Consider the following 22,498-nt stretch of genomic DNA (forward strand, 5'->3'; position numbering starts at 1 on the left):
GCGCCACCGCCGACGGGGTTTCACTCCGGAGCGTGCTTCGGTGCGCCGTCGCGCGCGCCCGCGCGTCCGAGGCGTCCGGGGAGGCGGTGACGTACAGGCCAAGTCCGGTCCGTGAACAGTCGGTTGAACCGGCGGGTGGTACGGCCCGGCGGCACCTATGCTCCGTCCGTATGGCCGTGCGGTCGTACGCCTGTGTGGCGGTACGTCCATACCGCCGCACCGCCGCACCGCCGCACCGCCGCACCGCCGCACCGCCGCACCGCCGCACTCCGTGCGCCCGACATCCTCGCGAGCCGTTAGGGGACCGCCCTGTGAGCGTCCGCATCCAGCCCTCCTCCCAGGTCGACGACACGGCCGAACTCGGCGAGGGCACCACCGTCTGGGACCTGGCGCAGATACGGGAGGAGGCCCGGCTCGGGCGCGGGTGCATCGTGGGGCGCGGGGCGTACGTGGGGCCGGGCGTGCGGATCGGCGACCACGTGAAGCTCCAGAACTACGCGCTCGTGTACGAGCCCGCCGTGCTCGGCGACGGGGTCTTCATCGGCCCGGCGGCGGTCCTCACCAACGACTTCTACCCGCGCGCGGTCGAGCCCGACGGCCGTCTCAAGCGCGGCGACGACTGGGAGTCCGCCGGGGTCGTGGTGGCCGAAGGGGCCTCGCTCGGCGCCCGGTCGGTGTGCGTGGCCGGGGTGCGGGTCGGGCGCTGGGCCCTGGTCGCGGCCGGGGCGGTGGTGTCCCGGGACGTACCGGACTTCGCGCTCGTCGCGGGAGTGCCCGCCCGGCGGATCGGCTGGGTGGGGAGGGCCGGCGTCCGCCTCGTGGAACAGGCGGACGAGCCGGGCGTCTGGGCCTGTCCGCGCACCGGGGCGCTGCACGACGAGAAGGACGGCGAGCTCGCCGAACGGGCCTCGGAGAGCTCGCCGAACGGGCCCGACGGGACGCCCGCAATTTAGGCCTTCGGCATTTCCTCAAAACCACAATCAACGAACATCCTTGGGCATACCTTGTCCCTGTACACGGGATCTGAGCAGGCAACAGCCGCTGCTCGGTGGGGGGTTGTACACGACGAGGGCATCGCGAGCAGCGGATGTGCCGGCGCGGATCTCCGCGCCCGCAGACACCGCCGGTCGCGCCTGCCCCGGTCCGCGGGCATCGCTGGGGGGATCCAGACTGCAGCCGTCGGACGGCTCGTGCCACCGGTGGGACACCACCGCGGGCACGGGCGTCGTCACGCGCAATCCCCTCCGCGGAACGACGACCGCCAGGTCCGTCCGAGGAGCGATCAGAGGGGGTAGGTGTGTTGGAGCGCAACAGCTCGGACATACGGGGAGCGCGCAGTACACGGGGAGCCGGGGTGGGGAACCGGTGACCACCGCACGATTAGAAGCACTGGCCCACGCGGACCTGCCGCTGCACGCGCTGGCCGAGCGGCTGCTCGCGCTGGCCGAGGCGGGACTGCCGCAGATGTACCTGCCCGGAGCCGAGACCTTCGTGTTCACCCGGGCGGCCGCCGTCGCGCCCGACGGCACCCGCCGCCTGGAGCGGCGGGGAACCAGCACCCGGTACGCGGCCATCACCGCGCTGGGCGCCCGGTTCCTGCCCGAGGAACGGCAGCGCCCCCTGTTCGGCGGACGGACCGCCGAGGAGTTCGCGGGACTGCTCGTGGAGCGGCTCCCGGGGGTGGAGAACCTCGGCGACGCGGCGCTCATCGCGTGGGCGGCCGCCGAAACCGGCCACGCCAAGGTGTCCGACGCCCTCGCCCGGGTCGCCGCCCTGGACGTCCCCGGCCGGCCGCGCTACACGGTCGAGGCGGCCTGGGTCCTCTCGGCCCTCGCCGCCGCCCGCGACGCGGTCGACGTGGAGGACCGCCTCCCGGCCGCCCGGGACCGGCTGCTGGCGGCCCGGACCGGTGAAGGCCCGCTGTTCGCGCACGCCACCGGGCCGGGGCTGGTCCCCGGATACCGCTCCCACGTGGCCTGCTTCGCCGACCAGACCTATCCGCTCCAGGCGCTGGCCCGGCTGCACGCGAGCGGCGACGACCTGGAGGCCCTCGGGGCCGCCGACGCCTGCGCCACCCGGATCTGCGACCTGCAGGGGGACGGCGGCCAGTGGTGGTGGCACTACGACGCCCGCACCGGCGGCGTCGTGGAGGGTTATCCCGTCTACAGCGTGCACCAGCACGCCATGGCGCCGACCGCCCTGTTCGACCTCGCCGAGGCCGGCGGCACCGACTTCGGCGCCGCGATCCGCCGCGGACTGCGATGGATGACGGACGTACCCGAGACCGCCGGGGCCGACGGCACCCCGCGGGAGCCGATGATCCGCGACAACCTCGGCGTCACCTGGCGCAAGGTCTACCGCGGCGACCCGCTGAAGGCCGTACGGGCCGCCCGGGGACTCACCACCCGCGTCGCCCCGCAGGCACGACTCGGGCCGCTCGACCGGATCTTCCGCCCCGACGCGGTGGACCGCGAGTGCCGCCCGTACGAGTTCGGCTGGCTCCTCTTCGCCTGGCTCGGAGGGCCACAGAGATGAACTCACGACACTCCCTCTTCGGGGTCGCGCTCGACGCCCTGACGATGGACGAGACCGTGCAGCGCTGCCTGGACGCGGTGCGGCGCGGCGAACAGATCGAGATCGGCATGGTCAACGCCGCCAAGCTGGTCAACATGCGGCGCGACCCGCGCCTCGCCGCCGCGGTCGGCGGCTGCGACCTCGTCCTCGCCGACGGCCAGGCGGTGGTCTGGGCCGGCCGCGTCCTCGGCGTCCGGCTGCCGGAACGCGTCGCGGGCATCGACCTGTTCATGCGCCTGCTCACCGCGGCCGAGGCGGCGGACATCCCCGTCTACCTGCTCGGCGCCCGGCAGGACGTCCTGGAGATGATGCTCCGGCAGATCTCCGAGCGCTTCCCGCACCTGCGCGTGGCGGGCAGCCGGAACGGCTACTTCGAGGACTCCGACCAGGAGGCCGTCGCCGACGCGATCGCCGACAGCGGCGCCCACCTGCTGTTCCTCGGAATGACCTCGCCGAAGAAGGAGATCTTCACCGCCGCCCACGGCAAGCGCACCGGCGCCCACGTGGTGCACGGCGTCGGCGGCTCCTTCGACATCCTCGCCGGCATCACCAAGCGGGCCCCGCTGGTCTGGCAGCGGATGGGGCTCGAATGGTTCTACCGCACCCTCCAGGAACCGCGCCGCCTCGGCAAGCGCTACCTCACCACCAACGCTGCCTTCCTCCTCATGACGGTCCGGGAGCTCATCCACCGCACACCGTCTGCCCCTTCCGCGAACAGGAGTCACTGATGCGCGTCGTCGTCGTGGGACAGGGATACGTCGGACTGCCGCTGGCCATCCGGGCCGCCGAAGTCGGACACCAGGTGATCGGGTACGACGTGGACGCGCGGCGGGTCAAGAGCCTCGCCGCCGGCGAGTCGTACGTGGAGGACGTCTCCTCCGAACGGCTGAGCCGCGCACTGGAGCGCGGCAGCTACCGGGCCAGCGAACTCGCCCGTGACTGCGGCGGCTTCGACGTCGCCGTCGTCACCGTCCCCACCCCGTTACAGGAAGGCGCACCCGACCTGCGCTACATCGAGGAGTCGGCCCGCACCCTGGCCCGCTTCCTGCGCCCCGGCGCCACCGTGGTGCTGGAGTCCACCACCTACCCCGGCACCACCGAGGAGCTGTTCGCGCCGATCCTGGAGGACGGCTCCGGGCTCACCGCCGGAGTCGACTTCCACCTCGGCTACAGCCCCGAGCGCATCGACCCCGGCAACACCGTCTGGGGCTTCCAGCAGACGCCGAAGGTCGTGTCCGGCGTCGACGCCGCCTCCCTGAAGGCCGTCGAGGCCTTCTACGCCGACCTCGTCGACACCACCGTGCCGGTGCGCTCGCCCAAGGAGGCCGAGCTCGCCAAACTGCTGGAGAACACCTTCCGGCACGTGAACATCGCCCTGGTCAACGAGATCGCGATGTTCGCCCGGCACCTCGACATCGACGTGTGGCAGGCCATCGAGGCGGCCTCCAGCAAGCCCTTCGGCTTCATGAAGTTCACCCCCGGCCCCGGGGTCGGCGGCCACTGCCTGCCCATCGACCCCTCGTACCTGTCCTGGCGGGTGCAGCGCGAACTCGGCCAGAGCTTCCGCTTCGTCGAGCTCGCCAACGACATCAACAGCCACATGCCCGAGTACGTGACCCGCCGGGTCATCGACGCCCTCAACGCCAAACGCCGCTCCGTCAACGGCTCCCGGATCCTGCTGCTCGGGCTGGCGTACAAGAAGAACACCGGCGACGCGCGGGAGTCGCCGGCCGTCCGCATCTCCCAACTGCTCCTCGACATGGGCGCCAAGGTCCGCGCGGCCGACCCGCACGTAGTGGAGAGCATCAAGGTCGACGCGCGCCTCGTCCGGGTCGAGCCGACCCGCAAGGAGCTCGCCGCCGCCGACGTCGTGGTCCTGCTCACCGACCACGACTCCTTCGACTACCAGATGGTCACCGAGCACGCCTCGTTCGTCCTCGACTGCCGCAACCGGGTCTCCGGACCGACCGTGGAGGTGCTCTGAAGCCGTGACGAGGATCGTCTGCGTCGCCGGAGCGCGACCCAACTACATGAAGATCAAACCGGTGATGGACGCACTGGAGCGCCGCGGCGCCGAGGTGGTCCTCGTGCACACCGGCCAGCACTACGACGAGTCCATGAACGACGTCTTCTTCCGCGACCTGGGCATCCGCACGCCCGACCGGTACCTGGGCGCCGGGTCGGGCACCCACGCCCAGCAGACCGGACGGGTCATGACGGCCTTCGAGCCGCTGCTCGACGAGCTGGCACCGGACGCGGTCGTGGTCGTCGGCGACATCAACTCCACCCTCGCCTGCGCCCTGGTGACGGCGAAGGCCGGCCCGCTGCTCGCGCACGTCGAGGCCGGACTGCGCAGCCGCGACTGGAGCATGCCGGAGGAGGTCAACCGGGTCGCCACCGACCGGGTCAGCGACTACCTGCTGGCCCCCTCGCCCGACGCGGCCGCGAACCTGCGGGCGGAGGGGTACCGGGAGGACCAGATCCACGTCGTGGGCAACGTCATGATCGACACCCTCCTCGCCAACCTCGACCGGGCCCGGCGGTCCGACGTCCTGGACCGGTACGGGCTGACCCGGGGCGGGTACGGCCTGGTCACCCTGCACCGGCCGGCCAACGTCGACGACCCCGGCGCGCTCCGCGGCCTGCTCAAGGCCCTCGGAGAGATCGCCGGCCGCTGCCCGCTGCTGCTGCCCGTGCACCCGCGGGCCGCCGAACGGCTGGCCGAACTGGGCGTGCCCGACGGCATCCGGCTCGTACCGCCCGCCGGTTACCTCGACTTCATCGCCCTGCAGGACTCGGCCCGCCTGGTCCTCACCGACTCCGGCGGCATCCAGGAGGAGACCACCGCCCTGGGCGTGCCCTGCGTGACGCTGCGGGAGAACACCGAGCGCCCCATCACCGTCACGGAGGGGACCAACGTGCTCGCGGGCACGGACCCCGCACGCATCACCGACACCGTGAACCGGGTGCTGGACGACCCGCCCGCACCCCGCTGCCCCGAGCTCTGGGACGGCCGCGCGAGCGACCGCATCGCACGGGTCCTGCTGGACGGGCCGCCCGCGCACACCCGGCTCCGCCCCACCGATCTCGTCCCGCCACCGGCGGGCCCGGGGACGCACCGACCGTAACCACGGCGACAGCCGTGTCACCACCGCAATGAAGAGCGGCCGCGCGTCGGGGACGGCGACGCGGCCGCGAGGGGGAAGACCATGGATCTCGCGGAGATCTGGCGGGTCATGCGCAGGCGCTGGTACGTCCTGCTGCCCGGACTGCTGCTCACGGCGGCGCTCACCGCCGGCGTGTACCTGCTGGTCCCGGTGGAGTACGTGTCACAGAGCACGGTGACCCTGCTCAACTCGAAGAAGGCCACGGTGGCCTTCGACGGCAACCCCTTCCTCAGCACCCAGGCCTCGCTCACCGGCATGGCCGACGGCCTGGCCCGCAACCTCAACTCCGACGACGCCGCCGCCGACCTCAAGACGCTCGGCGTCACCGGGCTGCACGAGGCGAAGATCGCCGACAACGCCCAGGGGCCGTTCCTGTGGCTGAGCGTCACCGGAACCGACCCGGCCGCGGTCCTGAAGTCGGACGAACTGTTCACCGCCTACGCCGAGAAGCGCCTGCAGGAGTTCCAGACCCAGCAGTCGGTGACCCCGGAGGCCATGATCCGCATGACCACGATCGTGCCGCCGCAGAAGGCGGAGCCGCAGACCAAGACCCGGCTCCAGTACCTGATCATGGCGGGGGCGCTGGGCTTCGTACTGAGCCTGGTGGCCACCTTCTTCGTCGAGGCCCGGCGGCGCAGGGCGACCGGGCCCGGCCGCCACCGCCCCTCCGCGCCCGAGGAGGCAGGACCCGAGAAGGCCGGACCCGTACCGGCCGGAGCCGCCGGACCCGTACCGGCCAGGGCCGCCGGACCCGTACCGTCGGGAGCCGCCGCGCCCGTGACGGCCGATGCGTCCGGGTCGCCGTGACCGGCCCGGACACCGGTACCGGTACCGGAACGGGGACCACCGCCCCGGCGGCGCCCTCGCTCGGCCGGAAGGTCGGCACGGCCGCACGGTGGAGCCTGGTCAACACCGTCGTCATGCGCCTCGGCAACTTCGTCACCGGCATCATCCTCGCCCGCTTCTTCCTCGGGCCCGAGGCGTGGGGCGTCTACGGGATCGCCCAGACCGTCCTGCTGGTCCTGCTCTCCGCGAACGAACTCGGCGTGTCCCTCGCCATCGTGCGCTGGGAGGGCGACCCGCGCCGCTTCGCCCCCACCGTCCTGACCCTCAGCGCCGTCTCCAGCTGCCTGCTGTACGCGGCCCTGTTCGCGGCGGCGCCCGCCGTGGCCCGGGTCCTCGGCTCGCCGGAAGCCTCCGGCGTGCTGCGCGTGATGTGCGTGTGCGTCGTCCTCGACGGGCTCTCCCAAGTCCCCGCGGGCTTCCTCACCCGGGAGTTCGCACAGGCCCGGCGGATGGCCATCGACGGGCTCAACTTCGTCCTCAGCACCGCGGTGACGCTGCTGCTCGCCGTGCAGGGCTGGGGCGCCATGAGCTTCGCCTGGGGCTCGGTGGCCGGCAACGCGGCCGCCCTCGCCGGCTGCTGCCTCGCCGCCCCGGGCACCCTGAAGTTCGGCTGGGACCGGGAACAGGCCCGCGCACTGCTCCGGTTCGGGCTGCCGCTCGCCGGGGCCAGCATGCTCGCCCTCGGCGTCGTCAACGTCGACACCATGGTGGTGGGCTCGACCCTGGACCAGCTCGCCCTCGGCTTCTACGTCCTCGCGTTCAACATCTCCGGCTGGCCCGTACGGATCATCTCCGAGGCCGCCCGCCGGGTCTCCTTCGCGGGATTCTCCCGGCTGGCCGACACCCCGGGGGCGCTGGCCGCCGGGTTCGGCCGGGCCCTCGGCGTCGTGATGACGGGCACCGTCCCGCTCTGCGTACTGCTCGCCGCCCTGGCCGCGCCCATCGTCGAACTCGTCTACGGGGCACGCTGGTTGCCCGCAGCCGCCGCGCTGCCCTGGCTGATGGCGCTGGGCCTGGTCCGCATCCTCTGCGAACTCGCGTACGACTGCCTCGTGGCCATCGGGCGGCGCCGCTCCCTCATCGCCGTCCAGGGGCTGTGGCTCCTGCTCCTGATCCCCGCCCTGGTGGCCGGAGCCGGCGCCGCCGGGATCGTGGGCGTCGCCCAGGGGCACGTCCTGGTCGCCGGCGCCGTCGTGGTCCCCGTGTTCCTGATCGCACTGCACCGCGGCGGCATCGGCCTCGGCACCGTCGCGCGGGCCTGCGCCTGGCCCTTCCTCGGCGGCGCGGTGATGGCCGCGGTGGTCCTCGGGCTGGAGCGCCTCCTCGGCGACGGGGTCCTCGCGCTCCTCGCGACCGGTACCGCCGGAACCCTCTGCTACGCCCTGTGCGTCCTGCCCAGCCGCGCGTTCCTGCGCGGCCGGGGCCCGGCGGCGGACTCCGCCGCGGTGCCCGACGCCATGCCCGCCGCCCCGGTCGGCGGGTAACCGGCCGTGGCCGTGAGACACCGCCGGAAGGTCCTCGGGTCGTGGCTGCTCGCCGCGGTACTGCTGGCCGCCGCCATGGCCCTGTTCCGCGCCGACCGCACCGGGTCGGGGGAGCCCGCGGCCGTCCCGTGCCCGGACACCGCCCTGGAGTGCCCGGGGGCCACCGCCGCGCCCGGGCCGCCCACCGCCGGGCCCACCGCCGACGCGTCCGCGAGCCCCTCCGCGTCCGCCGCGGCGAGCCCGCCGGCCACGCCGGGCGCGCCCTCCGCCACGCCCACGAAGGGGGCGGGCGAGCCACCCCCCGCGACCACCGCCTGCTCCTCGCCCGGGGCCTGCGGGTTCCCCGACGCCCGGACCACCGGCCCCCGCATCCCCCTGGAGCGGCACGACACGGGGAACATGTCCGTCAAGACCGACGGCACGGTCATCCGGGGCTGGGACATCCGCGGTTCGCTCGACGTCTACGCGAACGACGTCACCGTCATCGACAGCCGGATCACCTCCGCCAACTGGTGGGGGATCAACCTGCGCCCCGGCTTCAGCGGACTGAAGGTCCTGCACACCACCATCACCGCGGTGCCGGGCAAGGGCCCCGACAACGGAGGCGTGAACTACGCGGTCTCCAACATGGGCGTCAGCTCCGTCGAGGTCGGCTGGTGCGACATCTCCGTGTTCGGCAACGCCCTGTCCATGGGACAGGGCGACCTGCACGACAACTACGTCCACGACATCGTCGCGTTCCGCAACCTGGGCGGCGAATGGCAGCACACCGACGCCGTGATCAGCGGCGGCGGCAACAAGGGCCGGCTGACCGTGCGCCACAACACCCTGCTGAACCCCGTCCCCGTCGACCGCGGCGCCACCGCGGCCGTCGGCCTGTTCGCCGACACGGGGGTCGTCTCCTCCGTCGTCGTCGACCGCAACTGGCTGGCCGGAGGCGCGTACGCCCTCTACGGCGGCGGCCCCGGCGCGACCGGCATCCAGGTCACGGACAACGTGTTCTCCACCCAGTACCACCCGGCCGCCGGCGCCTACGGGGCGGTGACCGCCTGGAACGCGGACGGCGCCGGGAACGTGTGGCGGGGCAACCGCATGTCCGACGGCCGGCCGGTCGTGCCCGCACCCCCGCCCTGACCCCCGCCCCCCGAGCCGGGCCGCCTTACCGCCCGCGCCCCCGAACCGAGAGGACACGATGCGCCGCATCGCCCGCGCCCCCTGGGAACTGCTCAAGCGGGCCTTCGGCTGGCTGGTGCTCTTCGAGGCCAGGAACAAGGTCCTGCTGGCCCCCTCCGCCCTGCGGCTGCGCCGCTTCGAGGACGCCGAGACCACCCGGCTCGCCGCGTCCCTGGGCCGTCCCCCGACCGCCCTCGTCGCCACCGTGATCGCCACGCACCGGCGCCCCGAGGCCCTGCGCGCGGCCGTCCGCTCGGCGCTCGCCCAGACGGTGGCCGACCAGGTGGTCGTGGTCGTGGACGACGGCGCCGGACTGGCCGCACTCCCCGACGACCCCCGGCTGTTCGCGGTCTCCCTGGCCCGCAACACCGCCACCGCCGGCGTCGTGCGCAACGTCGGGATCCGGCTGACCCGGTCCCGGTACGTGGCCTTCCTGGACGACGACAACCTGTGGGAGCCCGACCACCTGGAACAGGCCCTCGCGGTGCTGGAGCCCGCCGACGGGCCCGACGCCGTGTACACCGCGCTGCGCAGGGTGCTGCCCGACGGCTCCGAACGGGACGTCCTGTCCGTGCCGTTCGACCGCCGCCGCTCCGCCCACGAGGCCTTCCTCGACACCAACGCCTTCGTGGCGCGCCGCAACCGGTCCCTGTACTTCAGCCGGCTGCGGCGCACCCCCGAGGTGCTGCCCCGCGAGGACTGGGAGCTGGTCCGCCGCTACAGCCGCCGGTACGAGGTGCGCCACCTGCCCCGCCCCACCGTGCGCTACCTCGTCAACCCGGAGAGCTTCTACACCGCCTGGGACGGCACGCGGCCCTCCGGGTGACCCCGGCCCGACCGGACCGCGGGGCCGCCCCCCGTCAGGGGCCGGGAGTGGCGCGCAGTGCGGATCGGCCGGCCAGTGCCCGGGCGGCCGCCAGGCTCGCGGGCCGGCCGAGCAGCGCCCGCGAGGCCTCCCGGAGCAGTACGGCCGCGCGGAACGCGGCCGTCGCCGCGGGCCCGTGCCTGCGCCCGTAGAGCCGTACGCGGTTCAGCGTCAGCAGGGTCCACAGGCGCGGGGAGACCTGCGAGTCCCCGCCGAGGTGGGTCGCGGAGGCGGCGGGCTCCAGCCGGGTGGCGAAGCCGCGGTCGCGGGCCCGGAGGCAGTAGTCGGTCTCCTCCGAGTAGAGGAAGAAGGACTCGTCCCAGGCCCCGCACGCCTCCAGGCAGCCGGGGGAGAGCGCCATCAGCGCGCCCGTCGCCCAGTCCGCGACCGTCGCCCGCCCGTACGCGGCCGGATCGGTGACCAGTTCGCTCCAGAGCGGGAAGCGCCCGGCCCGGCGGTTGCCGAGCACGGCCTCACCGAGCGCCCGCGTCACGCGCGACTCGCGCCGCAGCGAGTACACGGGCGAGCTGCCGCCCTCCTCGTACAGCAGCGGGACGCTGATCCCGACGCGGCCGCCGCCGTCCAGCGGGGCGTCGAGGGCGTTCACGAGCAGTGCGGCGCAGCCCCGCCGCATCCGGATGTCGGGATTGCAGACCAGGACGGCCCCGAATCCGCCCTCCCACGCGGCGGCGGCCCCGAGGGCGGCGTTCACCCCCGCCGCGTAGCCGGCGTTGCGGCCGGTCTGGACGATCGTCGTGCCGGGGGCGAGGGAGCGGACCAGGTCCACGGTGCCGTCGGCCGAGTCGTTGTCGGCGACGACGAGGCGCCAGTCCAGCCCGTCCATGCCCTCCGGCAGGGAGGCGAGGAACTCCGGCAGCACCCCGGCGCTGTTCCAGGTGACGACGAGGACGGTTACGGGGCCGCCGCGACCGGGGACGGGACCGCGGGACCCGGGGTTCGGGGCCCCGGGACGGGGGGAGTCGGGGTGACGGGAGGACATGGGGACTCCACGGATCGGGGCTTCGGCGCCGCGCGCCGGATGAAGCCGAGGTAACTGCCTCCGGCGGCGGTCGTCAGGAAGAACATCCCGGCGAACATCGGGAAGCTGAGGGCGTCGAAGGTGGCGGCGCTGACCAGGGAGACGAGGGCCGAGGCGAAGAACGCCTGCCCGAGCTCGCGGTCCGACTCGCTGCCGGCCAGCCGGCGGATGGCGCCGCCCTGGTGGATGCCGGTGAAGAAGAGCGCCAGGAGCGCGACCAGCCCCAGGAAGCCCATCTCGGCCAGCGTCAGCATGTACTGGTTGTCGGTGAAGAAGTAGAGCTCGGGCAGGAACGTGCCGAAGCCCTGACCGAACAGCGGGCGTTCGTCGAGGTAGGGGACGATCGCGCTGTACTTGACGGTGCGGGCCTGGGTGCTGCTGTCGGAGTTCGACAGGAAGGACCCGAACAGCGTGGTGATGGTGCCGATCAGCCCGGGCACGATGACCTTGAAGCACGCCACCGAGCCGAGCAGCAGGCCGACCGCGGCCCACCGCCGCTCCGGCTTCCACCGCACCACCATCACCAGGACCACGATGAGCGCCCCGATGATCGACGTCCGCGACACCGTCAGCGGCAGGGCGCCGCCCATCAGGACCACCGGCCCCCAGCGGCGCCAGCCGCTCAGGTGGCGGCGCACCGGGTCGAAGGCCTGCTGTACGGCGAACGGCAGCAGGAGGGCGAGCATCCCGCCGAACTCCAGGGGCTGCGCCGTCGTGGAGCGCGGCCGGGTGAACGAACCGCGGTCCAGGGTGGTGATCTGCGCGACGCTCGACTGGAGTCCGGGGATGCTGATGCGGTCGGCGATGTTCGTGGCCGTGAAGAAGTCGTAGTAGCCGATGGCGGCCACCACCGCCCCCATCACCACCGCCCGGCGCAGCAGCACGTCCAGCCGCTCCCGCGACTGGATCCCGGCGGAGACCAGCACCACCAGCGACACCCACACCAGCAGGCCGATCAGGCCGCGGTCCGCCGCGAGGACCTCCTTGTGCGAGCTGCCCCGGGAGGCGTTCGACAGGTACGAGGCCAGCACCGCGACCGCCAGCAGGCACATCACGACCCGGGGCAGCCGGGTGCCCGGCGCCGCCCTGATCCGGCCGGTGATCCACGTCGCCAGGTACCAGAACAGGCACAGGAGCGCGAACACGTTGGCCGGGGTCCCCACGCCGCCCATCCCCGGCAGGGCCAGGTTCGAGGGGATGAAGAAGGCCAGCGCCAGGTAGCCGCTGAGCAGCGCGGTCGCGTCCAGCGGCCGGCCCCGCGGCCGCCCGCGCGGACGGCGCACCGGCGGCGCGGCCGGCGCGGACCCGTGCGCGGCCGACGCCGCCGCGCGCCCGCGGCGGCGGACGTTCAGCAGGCTCTCCGCGACGAAGGACAGCGCGAAACCGGTGGTGGTCCCCAGGATGACCACGCCCAGCACCTGCTGGTAGCGGCTCTTGAGCTGCGGTACCGGCGTCTGCGGCAGCACCACCGGGGCGGTCTGCACGAAGTACGCGGGCTGGACCTTCGCGGCGGCCTGCAGCGCGTTGAGCTGCTCCCCGGCGAAGGTGGTGAGCGTGCTCGTCTCCTCCAGCACCTTCGACCGGTCGAAGCCGGTGACGGTGAGCGTCAGCATCGGCCCCGAGGTGTTCGCCGCGAACCCGACCGTGTACGGGTCGGTCACGCCCAGGCCCTGGAGGTCGCGCGCCGCGTCCGTCCCCGACAGCGTCCTGATCAGCACGTCCGCCGTCACCACCAGCGAACCGCCGGCGTTCGAGATGGGATTGCCGAAGGCGGGCGCCAGCTCGGCCACCGCGGTCGAGTCCAGCAGCGCCACGGAACTCTGCGACTGGTAGGCCACCGGCACCGACCGGTACAGGTGCAGACCCGCGAGGAGGCTCAGGACCGTCAGGGGCACCATCACGTACCAGCGGCGGCGGAGGACCGCGCCTATCTCACCGATGGTCATGAACACCCCTGCGATATAAGGGATTTGATGGCGATGTGAGCACTGAACTGCGAGGATCGACCGCGATGGAAGGAATCCCCTTGTCGCCTGGTGAGTTGGTCCGCGCGCTGCGTCGGCGCTGGTACGTCCTGGTCGTGGCGATGGCGATCGCCGCCTTCGGGGCCCTGCAGGTGATGCGCCCCTCCCCGACGTACCTGAGTTCGGCGATCGTCGTCCTCAAGCCGCCGGTGACCGGGAGCCAGCCGAACCAGCTCGCCAACCTCCAGCCCCCGCTCGCCGCCGTCTCCTACGCGGCGGTGCAGCAGCTGGACTCCGCCGCGGGACGCGCCGAGCTGCGGGCCGCCGGGGTCGACGGCACGTACCGGCTGATCCCGCGCAACAGCGGCACCAGCGTCACCCCCCGCTACCTGATCCCCTCGTTGCAGGTCCAGGCGGAGCAGGCCGACCCGATGGCGGCGGACGAGACCGTGCGCGCGGTCATCGAGGTGTACACGAAGCACCTGACGGAGATGCAGACGCAGCAGGGCATACCGCAGGCGGCGCGGATGAGCGTCACGGTCCTCGTGCCGCCCACGGCCGCGGCCCAGGCCGGGACCAAGAGCCGCGGACTCGCCGGTACGGCGCTGCTCGCCCTGGTCGCCGGCGTGGCGGCGGCCCTGTGGACGGACCAGCTCCTGACGCGCCGCGGCCGGCGCCGCGGCGCCGACGCCGGTCCGGACCGCCCGGCAGAGGAGCGGGTCCCGGCCGCCGCGGCGGCCCGCTGAGACAGCGGGACGCCGGGCGGGCCGGGCGGAGCAGGTGGAACGGTGGTGCGGGTGGTTCATCAGATCCCTCGGCGCTTCCAGGACTTCCACCACAGCCACTCGCGCCCCCGGTCGGCGACGGCCGAGAGCACCAGCGGCTGGAGGTACGGCATCGCGCGCGCCCCGACGCGCCGGCGCAGGCGCAGCGCCCGGTACTCGGCGAGCGCGGTGTAGCCCGGCAGGCACTCGGCGGCGAACGCCTCCAGCTCCTCGACCGGCACCACCCCGGTGCGGCCCCGGTCGTACGCCCGGTAGGCGCGGCGCAGCGCGTACCGGGCGAGCCGGGTGCGCGCCGCGAGGGAGAGCCGGCCGGCCTCCGGGAGCAGCCCGGCGCACTTGACGAGCACCGAGTCGAAGGCGACGAGGCGCTGGCGCAGGTCGTCGAGCTGCCCGCCGAAGTCCGTGGTGGACATGTTGTCGCCGTGGACGCGGTAGAACGCCTGGTCGGCGCCGCGGACGTAGCCGACGTCGGCGTGGGCCGCGAGCCGCATCCACATCTCGATGTCCCCGGCGTGCGGCAGGTCCGGATCGTAGCCGCCGACCTTGCGCTGGAGGCTGGTGCGGACGACCACCTCGGGCGAGGTGATGCAGCCGGTGCCCTCCCGGAAGCGCCGCTCCAGCCACCACTTGCCCGGGTAGACCACCGAACCGGTGCTCCGGGTGCGGGCCGCGGGCAGCGGGCCGCCGTGCCGGAACCGCAGCGGCCTGCCGTAGCAGAACCCGGCCTCCGGGTGGGCGTCGAGCACGGCCGCGGCCCGGACCAGGGCCCCCGGGACCAGCCGGTCGTCCGCGGAGAGCAGGGCGACGTAGTCCCCGTCGGCCCACTCCAGCAGGCCCTCGTTGTACGTCGCGATGTGGCCCCGGTTCTGCTCGTGGACCCGCACCTCGATCCGCGGGTCCGCGGCCGCCAGGGCGCGGGCGACGTCCGCGGAGTCGTCGGGCGAGGCGTCGTCGATGATCAGCACCCGGACGTCGACGCCCTCCTGTTCGTCCAGGACGCTCTTGACGCAGTCGGCCAGGAAGTGGCCGTACTTGTAGCAGGGGATCACCACGCTGACGGTGCTCACTGGCCGGACACCTCCGTCGAGCCGTCCTGCTGGACGCCGGCCGGCGGCGTGGTGGTGAACACCGGGCCGACCCAGTAGTTCACCGAGCCGAAGGTGTTCGTCGGGAAGGCGGTGGCCGCCCCGTACTTGTAGAGGCCGTTGGCGCCGCCGCTCCCGTCGGCCGGTGCCACCAGCGGGTAGGAGCGGTGCGCGGCGCCGAAGTAGCCGCCGTCCACCGAGTACCTGCCGTTCGGGGCGTGGTACGAGGCCACGTACGTGGTGCCCGCGGTGATCGGGACCGGGGTGGTGAAGTGGAGCTGCTGCCAGCCCGACAGGGTCTCGCTGCCGAACGTGCCGGTGGCGAGGAGCGTGCCGGTGGCGGACCACAGGCTGCCGGTGTGGACGCCGGTGTTGCCGGGGCCCTTGTAGAAGGTGACGCCGGTGACGTAGCCGCTCACCGCGGACTGGAAGCGGGTGCCCAGTTCCACCGAGTTGGTGTCGTCGCCCACGTTGGCCGTGCTCGGTTCGGCGGTGGGCCCCCACAGGGTGCACGGGCAGGTCACCGCGGGCGGACTCGCGCTGGTGGTGAAGTTCCACGTCAGCGGCGCCGCCATGGCGTTGCCCCACAGGTCGGAGGCCTGAACGGACGCCGTGTAGGTGGCGTTCAGGCCCAGTTCGCCGGACGGGGTGAAGGTCGCGCTGTTCGCGGCGCTGAGCACCTTGGTGCCCGGGACGGTGGCGCCGCCCGCGTCCTTCAGGGTGAACACCAGCGTGTCCGCGTCGATGCCCTCGCTGAAGGTGGCCTTCACGGCCGCCGTGATCGGGGTGCCGGTCGCCGAGGACTGCGGGGTGGTGGAGGTCACCGTCGGCGGGGTGGTGCTCGCGGTGGCCGTGTCCAGGACCGCGTCCACCCAGTAGTTGCTGCCGGCCGACGCCGTGGACGGGAACCCGCCCGTACCGCTGTAGCGGTAGACGCCGTTGCCTCCGTCGGTGCCGGAGCGCAGCGCGGTCAGCGGGGCCAGCCCGGCGGAGCCGGAGGCGAAGGTGGTGTCGAAGGAGTACCCGCCGTTCGGGGCGAAGTAGGAGGCGATGTACGTGGTGTTGGCCTTGACCGGGACCGGCGAGGAGAAGTTCAGCTGCTGCCAGCCGGACGCCGTCTCGTTGGTGAAGGTGCCGGTGGCCAGGCGCTGGCCGGTGCTGCTCCACAGGCTGCCGGTGTGGGTGCCGGTGTTCGCGGGGGACTTGTAGAAGCGGACCCCGGTGATCGAGCCGGGCGCCGACGAGCGGATCTTCACGCCGAGCTCGACGGCGCTTCCGTCACCGGCGTTGACCGTGCCGGGTACGGCCGCGGCCGGCCAGACGGTGCACGGGCACTGCTGGGGGCCCACGGTCAGCGGCACGGTGGTCGTCGTGCCCATGTTGACGCTGTCGTCCACCGCGCGCACCTTGATCTGCGCGGGTCCGGGGACGGTCGGGGTCCACTTGTAGCTCCAGGACGCGATGCCCGTGGTGGCCTTCCAGGTGGTCCCGCCGTCGGTGGAGACCTCCACCCGGGCCACCACGCCGCCGCCGCTGTCACCGGCGGTGCCGGTGATGGTCACCGGCCGCAGCGCCGGCACGGTGGCGTTCGCCGCCGGGCTCGTCACCGTGATGACCGGGCCGGTGGTGTCGGTGGAGGCGGTCGCCGCGACCAGGTCGCCCTGCAGCGACTTCGGCTGGACGCCCATGTCGGCGAACACGTTCACGGTGGCCTGCTGCATGCGCTTGTCGGCGGTGACCACCGCGTCGTCCGGATTGCCGGTCGGCATGTTGGTCAGGCCCCAGGACCACTGCACCGTGCCCGCCCCGAACACCAGCGCGCGGGAGGTCGGGTCGCGGAAGGCGACCAGGCTGTGCGTCGCGGTGCCGTTGCCGTACGTGTTGCCGTAGTCCAGCCGGAGCTTGCCGTCGTTGATGTCCACCGTGGTGGACGACATCTGGATCTGGCCCGGCGGCCGGTACCCGTCCTCCACGTCGCTGTCCCACTCGTAGCCGAGCGTGCCGGCCGGGAACGTCGCGGTCTGGGTGGGGGTCAGGTTCGCGACGCTGGTGCCCCGCCACAGCCGCATCTTCGCGAAGGCTCCCGGAACGGTGATCGCGTCACTGCGGTAGCCGTTCACGCTGAACAGCGAGCCCGTCAGCTGGTTCTGCGGCTGGAACGGCCGCCCGTTCGCCGCGCTGGCCGGGTCCATGAACGTGCCCGTCCAGATCCCGCTCGGGTCGGGAACGCCGTTCGGCTGGGGGAAGGACAGCTTGGTCTCCTTGTAGCAGACCAGCGTCCGGTTGGCGGTGTTGGCGCCGTCGATGCTCGGTGCCAGGCGCGTCTTCCAGAAGACCTCGTTGCCCGCGAAGTACGTCTGGTGCTGCCCGGCGCGCCGCGCGTTCAGCGCGTTCGTGAACTGGTCCTGCGTCCAGTACTCGTCGTGCCCCGACGACATGAACACCTTGTGGTTGCCCAGCTGGGCGGCCCCGCGGGTCGACATGTCGATGCCGGACATGTAGCTGACGTTGTAGCCGTTGCGCTCCAGCCACGCGATCATCTGGTACTCGGACCCGTAGATCCCGTTCTCCCCGCCGATGTCCATCGGCCGGTTGTAGCTGACCTCGTACGCCCGGCCGTCCGGGGCGGGTCCGCCGCCGTCGTACAGGTCCTGGCCGCCGTAGTTGTTGTACGCCTGCCAGGTCTGGTCCGCGGTCTGCACCAGGATGTCGGAGTGGCTCGCGTCGTTGCGCACCACGAACGGATAGGGCATCACGCCGTTGCCGTCCGCCTGGTCGAAGTTGGCCACGTACAGGCCGGACACGGCGTCGGCCGGCACGCTCCACGTCGCGGTCACCGGCCAGTTGCCGCAGTCGACCAGGCCCGTGGACGGCTTGGTGGTGCAGCTGCGCGGGGTCCCGCCCGGCGCGACGTTCGCCGGGTACGTCTGGGCCGCCTGCGCCGGCGTCGACAGCATGCGGGCCCCGTCGCCCCCGTAGTGCCCCAGCCGGTAGACCGAGACCTTGTACGGGGTCGGCGACTGGACCTTGAACTGGACGCTCTCGCCCGCCTGGACGCTCATCTGGGCGCTGAAGCCCTTGATGTCGCCGTAGGCGCTGGGCGCGAACCAGTCGGACATCGGGGTGCCCGGTTTGGAGTTCTCGCACACGATCGCGTTCGAGCCCGGACCGCAGGGGTCGGCAGCGCCGGCCACCGCGGACGGAGGTAAGACCGTGGCCATCAGGGTCGCGACCACGGTGAAGAGACCGTACCGGAGCAGCCTTGTCCGTCTGTTCATCTGTACCTCTGTACCTTTTGGTGGCGTCAGCGCAGGGCGTCGGTGAGCGCGTCCACGACCCGCTGCTGTTGAGCGGCGGTGATCTGCGGGAAGAGCGGCAGGGAGAGCATCCGGTCCGCGGCCCGCTCCGCGTGCGGGAAGTCGCCCCGGACGTGACCGAGGTGCCGGAAGGCCGGGGTGAGGTGGACGGGCGCCGGATAGTGCACGCCGGCGCCGATCCCCTCCGCGTTGAGCTTGCCGACGACGGCATCGCGGTCCGCGCCGTCGACCCGCACGACGTACAGGTGCCACACGTGGACGTTGCCGCCCGCGGTGACCGGCAGGGTCACGCGCCCGGCGGCCGCCAGGCCGCCCAGCAGCGCGTCGTACCGGGCGGCCGCGGCCCGGCGGGCCGCGTTGCCGTCGGCGAGCCGGGCCAGCTTGGCCCGCAGCACCACGGCCTGGAGCCCGTCGAGCCGGCTGTTGAAACCGGGCACGTCGTGCCGGTACTTGGCGACCCCGCCGTGGTTGGCGAGCGCCCGCACCAGGTCCGCCGCCTCCGCGTCGTCGGTCACCACCGCGCCCGCGTCGCCGTACGCGCCCAGGTTCTTGCCCGGGTAGAAGCTCGTCGCCGCGATGGCGCCGCTGCCCGCGGAGCGGCCGTCGCGGGTCGCGCCCTGGCTCTGCGCCGCGTCCTCGACGAGCCTGACGTGCGACGGCAGGCCCGCGGCGAGTGCCGCGGTGTCGGCGCACTGCCCGTACAGGTGCACCGGCACGACGGCGCGCGTGGCCGGCCCGACCGCGTCGAGCGCGGCCGCGGGATCCAGCAGCAGGGTGTCGGGCAGGCAGTCGGCCAGCACCGGCCGGGCGCCGATGCGGGCGACGGCGCCCGCCGTCGCGATGAAGGTGTTCGCGGGCAGCACCACCTCGTCGCCCACCCCCACCCCGCTCGCGCGCAGCGCCAGTTCGAGGGCGTCGGTGCCGTTGGCGACCCCCACGCAGTGCCCGACCCCGGCGAACTCGGCGTACTCGCGCTCGAACGCGCGGACCTCCTCACCGCCGATGAAGGCGGTGCCGGCCAGCACGCGGTCGAAACCGGCGCGCACCTCCGCGGCGACCTCGGCGTGCGCCGCCTTCAGGTCGACGAGCGGTATCTGGTTCATGTGACTGGACTCCCCATCCGTGTCTCCGGCCGCCGGCCGGTCTCCGCCCCCTCGGCCCGCAGCTCGTCGAGCGCCGGACCACCCGCCCCGCGCAGCCGGCGGGCGGGGCTTCCGGCCCACACCTCGCCGGGCGGCACGTCGGCCAGGACCGTGCTTCCCATCCCGGTCAGCGACCAGGCGCCGACCGTCGTGTACTCGCGGACCAGCGCGCCCGCGCCCACGTACGCCCCGCGCCCCACCCGCACCCCGCCGCCGAGGCGGACCCCCGAGGCCAGCGTGGCGAAGTCCCCGACCGCGTCGTCGTGGGTGAGGACCGCCTGCGGCATCACCGCCACGTGCGACCCGACCCGTACGCCCGCGGTCAGCACGCTGTGCGCCAGCAGCACCGAACCGGCCCCGAGCGTCGAGGACCGCGACACCACCGCCGTGGGGTGGACCACCGTCGCATACCGGTTCACCGGCAGCCCCAGCCGCCGCACCAGGCGCGCCCGCACGGCGTAGTCCCGCGGACTGCCGACGCAGACCACCACCCGGGCCCGGCCCAGTTCGTGCACCCGGTCGCAGCCGCCGAGCACCGGCACCCCGTCCACCTCGGCGCCGTCCAGCGCGGGGTCGTCGTCGAGGTGCCCCAGGAGCCGCCAGCGCGGGGCGGAACCGTACGCCAGGTCGGCGTCGGCCGCGTCCCGTACGGCCTGCGCGGTCTCCCGCGCGAACCCGCCCGCGCCGACGATCAGCAGGTCCTCGGTGACCCGGGGCCCGTTCACCCGCCCGCCTGTGCGCGGAGCACCGCCACCACCCGGTCCTGCTGGGCCTCCGTCATGGTGTGGAACAGCGGCAGGATCAGCGAGCCGAGGCTGATCCGCTCGGTCACCGGCAGCGGCGCCGCGCCGTGCCCGGAGTACGCCGGCTCCAGGTGCGAGGCCATGATCCCGCGCCGGGCGGAGATCCCGGCCTCGGACAGGGCGGCCAGCAGTGCGTCCCGGCCGACCGGGAAGTCCTGCGCCAGCAGCACCCAGTACGACTGGAAGTTGCCCTCCCCGTACGCCGGGTCCCGGACCGGACGCAGGCCCGGCACGTCCCGCAGCAGCTCCGCGTACCGGGCCGCCAGCTCCCGCCGCCGGGCCACGATCGCGTCGAGCCGGCCCAGCTGGACCAGGCCGACCGCGGCCTGGATGTCGGTCATCCGGTAGTTGTAGCCGACCTCCAGGTAGCTCTCGGCGATCGGCTTGCTGCTCGCGTGCCGCTGCGCCGCGGACACGTTCATGCCGTGCTCGCGCAGCCGGCGCAGCCGCTCCGCCCATCGCGCGTCGTCGGTGGTCACCATGCCGCCCTCGCCGGTGGTGATCACCTTGCGGGGGTGGAAGGACCAGGCGGCGAGCAGGGCGCCGTGGCCGACGGACTTGCCGCCGACGGTCGCGCCGATCCCACAGGCGGCGTCCTCCACCAGCGGGACCCCCCAGTCGGCGCACGCCGCGCGCAGCGCGTGCACGTCGGCGGGCACTCCGCCCTGGTGGACGGCGAGCACGGCCCGGGTGCGGGGCGTGCGGACCGCGTCGACGGTGGCCGGCGTCAGGTTGCCGGTGGCCTCCTCGACGTCCGCGAAGACCGGCTCGGCCCCCACGTAGCGGACGGCGTTGGCGGTGGCGATGAACGACAGCGAGGGCACGACCACCTCGTCGCCCGGACCGAGGTCCAGGGCGATCAGCGCCAGGTGCAGGGCGGTGGTGCACGAGCTGACCGCGATGCCGTGCTCGGCGCCCACCCGCTCGGCGAAGGCCCGTTCGAACGCGGCGACCCGGGGCCCCTGGGCCACCCAGCCGGAGAGCACCGCGTCGGCGGCGGCCCGCGCCTCCTCCTCGCCCAGCCACGGCACCATGACGGGGATCCGGGCCGGGGCCGCGTCCGGGCCCGGAGACACGGCGCCCGCGGTGGCCGGGGCCGCGTCCGGGGTGCTCATCGGCCCGCCCCGGCGGCGGCGCTGCCCGCGGCCGCGTCGGCGGCGCGCTCGGCCCGCCACCAGTCCACCAGGTCCCGCAGGCCCGTGCGCAGGTCGATCTCGGCCGTGAAGCCGAGGCGGTCCGTGGCGCGCGAGGTGTCGGCGAGCCGGCGGGTGACGCCGTTGACCGCGCGCGCGGGCCCGTGCTCCGGCACCAGGCCGTCCGCGCCCATCGCCTCCAGCAGACCGAGCGCGAGGTCCAGGAGGCTGGTCTCGGTCCCGCTCGCGACGTTGAACACCTCGTCGGTCAGGTCCGACTCCGCGGCGAGCAGGTTGGCCCGGGCGATGTCGCGGACGTGCACGAAGTCCATGGTCTGGGTGCCGTCGCCGAGGATCAGCGGCGGTTCGCCGGCGGCGATCCGCTCCATCCAGCGGATGAGCACCTCGGTGTACAGCCCGTGGATGTCCATCCGGGGGCCGTACACGTTGAAGTAGCGCAGCGCGACGTAGTCCAGCCCGTACATCGCGTGGAAGCTGCGCAGCACCCCCTCGTTGAAGGCCTTCGCCGCGCCGTAGAAGGTGTCGTTGTCGTACGGGTGGTGGCGCTCGGTGGTGGGGAAGGTCTCGGCCAGGCCGTACACCGAGGCGGAGGACGAGGCGATCACCTTGCCCACGCCGGCCGCGGCCGCCGCCTCCAGCACGTTGAACGTGCCGTCGACCATGACCTCGTTCGCCAGCCGCGGCTCCTCCGCGCACTGGGTGATCCGGATGGCGGCGAGGTGGAACACCAGGTCGGCGCCCTCCGTCGCCTTGCGCACCGCGGCCACGTCGCGGATGTCGCCCTCGACGACGTCCACCACGCCGCTCGGCAGGGCGCGGGCCAGGTTGGCGGTCCGCCCCCGCACGAAGTTGTCGAGCACCACGATCTCGCGTGCTCCGTTGTCCACCAGGAGGTCCACCAGGTGCGAGCCGATGGTGCCCGCTCCGCCGGTGACCAGAATCCTCTTGCCTCGTACGCTGCTCAACGCCCTGCCCCTACTGAGTCGGTCGTGGTGTTCCCTGTGGCGGCCGGCCTGACGGGCCGTGTCCGCGACGGCCGGCGCCGCGGCTCCCGGCGAACCGCCGGTGGTGCGGCCGGTGCCGTGTCCGGAGCCGTGTCC

Annotated in this window: 18 protein-coding genes; 10 read left to right on the top strand and 8 right to left on the bottom strand. The window is 73.5% G+C overall.

The window, feature by feature from the left end:
- Positions 1 to 311: 311 nt before the first annotated feature.
- The 9 genes from ACZ6S8_RS04295 (at position 312) to ACZ6S8_RS04335 (ending at position 10,070) form a co-directional block, all read left to right on the top strand.
- Entirely contained in the window at positions 312 to 953 is a 642-nt protein-coding gene (locus ACZ6S8_RS04295) for an acyltransferase (RefSeq protein ID WP_469452317.1), read from the top strand.
- Between the two features lie 412 nt (positions 954 to 1,365).
- Complete coding sequence (locus ACZ6S8_RS04300; protein ID WP_469452319.1) at positions 1,366 to 2,535, top strand: hypothetical protein; 1,170 nt, start codon at positions 1,366 to 1,368, stop codon at positions 2,533 to 2,535.
- Complete coding sequence (locus ACZ6S8_RS04305) at positions 2,532 to 3,302, top strand: WecB/TagA/CpsF family glycosyltransferase (RefSeq protein ID WP_469452321.1); 771 nt, start codon at positions 2,532 to 2,534, stop codon at positions 3,300 to 3,302. The genes ACZ6S8_RS04300 and ACZ6S8_RS04305 overlap by 4 nt, the downstream gene beginning before the upstream one ends.
- Positions 3,302 to 4,558 carry a nucleotide sugar dehydrogenase gene (locus ACZ6S8_RS04310; protein ID WP_383925348.1) on the top strand — a complete coding sequence of 419 codons (1,257 nt, stop codon included), beginning with the start codon at positions 3,302 to 3,304 and terminating at the stop codon, positions 4,556 to 4,558. The genes ACZ6S8_RS04305 and ACZ6S8_RS04310 overlap by 1 nt, the downstream gene beginning before the upstream one ends.
- A gap of 4 nt (positions 4,559 to 4,562) precedes the next feature.
- Complete coding sequence (gene wecB / locus ACZ6S8_RS04315; protein ID WP_469452322.1) at positions 4,563 to 5,702, top strand: non-hydrolyzing UDP-N-acetylglucosamine 2-epimerase; 1,140 nt, start codon at positions 4,563 to 4,565, stop codon at positions 5,700 to 5,702.
- Positions 5,703 to 5,783: 81 nt separating this feature from the next.
- Positions 5,784 to 6,548: a YveK family protein gene (locus tag ACZ6S8_RS04320; RefSeq protein WP_469452323.1), complete on the top strand. Its 765-nt coding sequence runs from the start codon at positions 5,784 to 5,786 to the stop codon at positions 6,546 to 6,548.
- A complete protein-coding gene (locus ACZ6S8_RS04325; RefSeq protein ID WP_469452325.1) occupies positions 6,545 to 8,071 on the top strand; it encodes an oligosaccharide flippase family protein in 1,527 nt (508 codons plus the stop codon). The genes ACZ6S8_RS04320 and ACZ6S8_RS04325 overlap by 4 nt, the downstream gene beginning before the upstream one ends.
- A gap of 6 nt (positions 8,072 to 8,077) precedes the next feature.
- On the top strand, positions 8,078 to 9,205 hold the full coding sequence (locus ACZ6S8_RS04330) for a hypothetical protein (RefSeq protein WP_469452327.1): 1,128 nt from the start codon (positions 8,078 to 8,080) through the stop codon (positions 9,203 to 9,205).
- 58 nt (positions 9,206 to 9,263) lie between these two features.
- On the top strand, positions 9,264 to 10,070 hold the full coding sequence (locus tag ACZ6S8_RS04335; RefSeq protein WP_469452328.1) for a glycosyltransferase family 2 protein: 807 nt from the start codon (positions 9,264 to 9,266) through the stop codon (positions 10,068 to 10,070).
- Between the two features lie 34 nt (positions 10,071 to 10,104).
- Here the strand turns inward: ACZ6S8_RS04335 and ACZ6S8_RS04340 are convergent, their stop codons facing one another.
- Together ACZ6S8_RS04340 and ACZ6S8_RS04345 are read right to left on the bottom strand one after the other, a co-directional pair.
- Positions 10,105 to 11,109 carry a glycosyltransferase gene (locus ACZ6S8_RS04340; RefSeq protein ID WP_469452329.1) on the bottom strand — a complete coding sequence of 335 codons (1,005 nt, stop codon included), beginning with the start codon at positions 11,107 to 11,109 and terminating at the stop codon, positions 10,105 to 10,107.
- A complete protein-coding gene (locus ACZ6S8_RS04345) occupies positions 11,022 to 13,094 on the bottom strand; it encodes an O-antigen ligase family protein (RefSeq protein WP_469452331.1) in 2,073 nt (690 codons plus the stop codon). Before ACZ6S8_RS04345 ends, ACZ6S8_RS04340 begins: the two co-directional genes overlap by 88 nt.
- A gap of 80 nt (positions 13,095 to 13,174) precedes the next feature.
- On the opposite strand from ACZ6S8_RS04345, the gene ACZ6S8_RS04350 reads away from it, so the two are divergent.
- On the top strand, positions 13,175 to 13,858 hold the full coding sequence (locus ACZ6S8_RS04350) for a hypothetical protein (protein WP_469452333.1): 684 nt from the start codon (positions 13,175 to 13,177) through the stop codon (positions 13,856 to 13,858).
- Positions 13,859 to 13,917: 59 nt separating this feature from the next.
- On the opposite strand, the gene ACZ6S8_RS04355 is transcribed toward ACZ6S8_RS04350, so the two are convergent.
- From ACZ6S8_RS04355 to ACZ6S8_RS04380, 6 genes are read right to left on the bottom strand one after another with little or no spacing between them, the layout of a single operon-like run.
- Positions 13,918 to 14,964, bottom strand: a complete 1,047-nt coding sequence (locus ACZ6S8_RS04355) for a glycosyltransferase (protein WP_469452335.1) — start codon at positions 14,962 to 14,964, stop codon at positions 13,918 to 13,920.
- Complete coding sequence (locus ACZ6S8_RS04360) at positions 14,961 to 18,260, bottom strand: DUF4082 domain-containing protein (protein WP_469452337.1); 3,300 nt, start codon at positions 18,258 to 18,260, stop codon at positions 14,961 to 14,963. The genes ACZ6S8_RS04355 and ACZ6S8_RS04360 overlap by 4 nt, the downstream gene beginning before the upstream one ends.
- A gap of 26 nt (positions 18,261 to 18,286) precedes the next feature.
- Positions 18,287 to 19,402 (bottom strand): DegT/DnrJ/EryC1/StrS family aminotransferase, encoded by a 1,116-nt coding sequence (locus ACZ6S8_RS04365; protein ID WP_469452339.1) that lies wholly within the window; start codon positions 19,400 to 19,402, stop codon positions 18,287 to 18,289.
- Positions 19,399 to 20,166, bottom strand: coding sequence for a NeuD/PglB/VioB family sugar acetyltransferase (locus ACZ6S8_RS04370; protein WP_469452341.1), 768 nt, complete (start codon positions 20,164 to 20,166; stop codon positions 19,399 to 19,401). The genes ACZ6S8_RS04365 and ACZ6S8_RS04370 overlap by 4 nt, the downstream gene beginning before the upstream one ends.
- Positions 20,163 to 21,359 (bottom strand): DegT/DnrJ/EryC1/StrS family aminotransferase, encoded by a 1,197-nt coding sequence (locus tag ACZ6S8_RS04375; RefSeq protein WP_469452343.1) that lies wholly within the window; start codon positions 21,357 to 21,359, stop codon positions 20,163 to 20,165. Before ACZ6S8_RS04375 ends, ACZ6S8_RS04370 begins: the two co-directional genes overlap by 4 nt.
- Positions 21,356 to 22,363 (bottom strand): NAD-dependent epimerase/dehydratase family protein, encoded by a 1,008-nt coding sequence (locus ACZ6S8_RS04380; RefSeq protein ID WP_469452345.1) that lies wholly within the window; start codon positions 22,361 to 22,363, stop codon positions 21,356 to 21,358. The genes ACZ6S8_RS04375 and ACZ6S8_RS04380 overlap by 4 nt, the downstream gene beginning before the upstream one ends.
- Between the last annotated feature and the right edge of the window lie 135 nt (positions 22,364 to 22,498).

The sequence above is a fragment of the Streptomyces sp. NPDC048461 genome (assembly GCF_055587105.1).

Bases quoted from the DNA above. Each gene is read 5' to 3' on its own strand.
- ACZ6S8_RS04305 (WP_469452321.1), top strand. From the start codon at position 2,532: ATGAACTCACGACACTCCCTCTTCGGGGTCGCGCTCGACGCCCTGACG.
- ACZ6S8_RS04310 (WP_383925348.1), top strand. From the start codon at position 3,302: ATGCGCGTCGTCGTCGTGGGACAGGGATACGTCGGACTGCCGCTGGCC.
- ACZ6S8_RS04320 (WP_469452323.1), top strand. From the start codon at position 5,784: ATGGATCTCGCGGAGATCTGGCGGGTCATGCGCAGGCGCTGGTACGTC.
- ACZ6S8_RS04335 (WP_469452328.1), top strand. From the start codon at position 9,264: ATGCGCCGCATCGCCCGCGCCCCCTGGGAACTGCTCAAGCGGGCCTTC.
- ACZ6S8_RS04340 (WP_469452329.1), bottom strand. From the start codon at position 11,109: ATGTCCTCCCGTCACCCCGACTCCCCCCGTCCCGGGGCCCCGAACCCC.
- ACZ6S8_RS04345 (WP_469452331.1), bottom strand. From the start codon at position 13,094: ATGACCATCGGTGAGATAGGCGCGGTCCTCCGCCGCCGCTGGTACGTG.
- ACZ6S8_RS04360 (WP_469452337.1), bottom strand. From the start codon at position 18,260: ATGAACAGACGGACAAGGCTGCTCCGGTACGGTCTCTTCACCGTGGTC.
- ACZ6S8_RS04365 (WP_469452339.1), bottom strand. From the start codon at position 19,402: ATGAACCAGATACCGCTCGTCGACCTGAAGGCGGCGCACGCCGAGGTC.
- ACZ6S8_RS04375 (WP_469452343.1), bottom strand. From the start codon at position 21,359: ATGAGCACCCCGGACGCGGCCCCGGCCACCGCGGGCGCCGTGTCTCCG.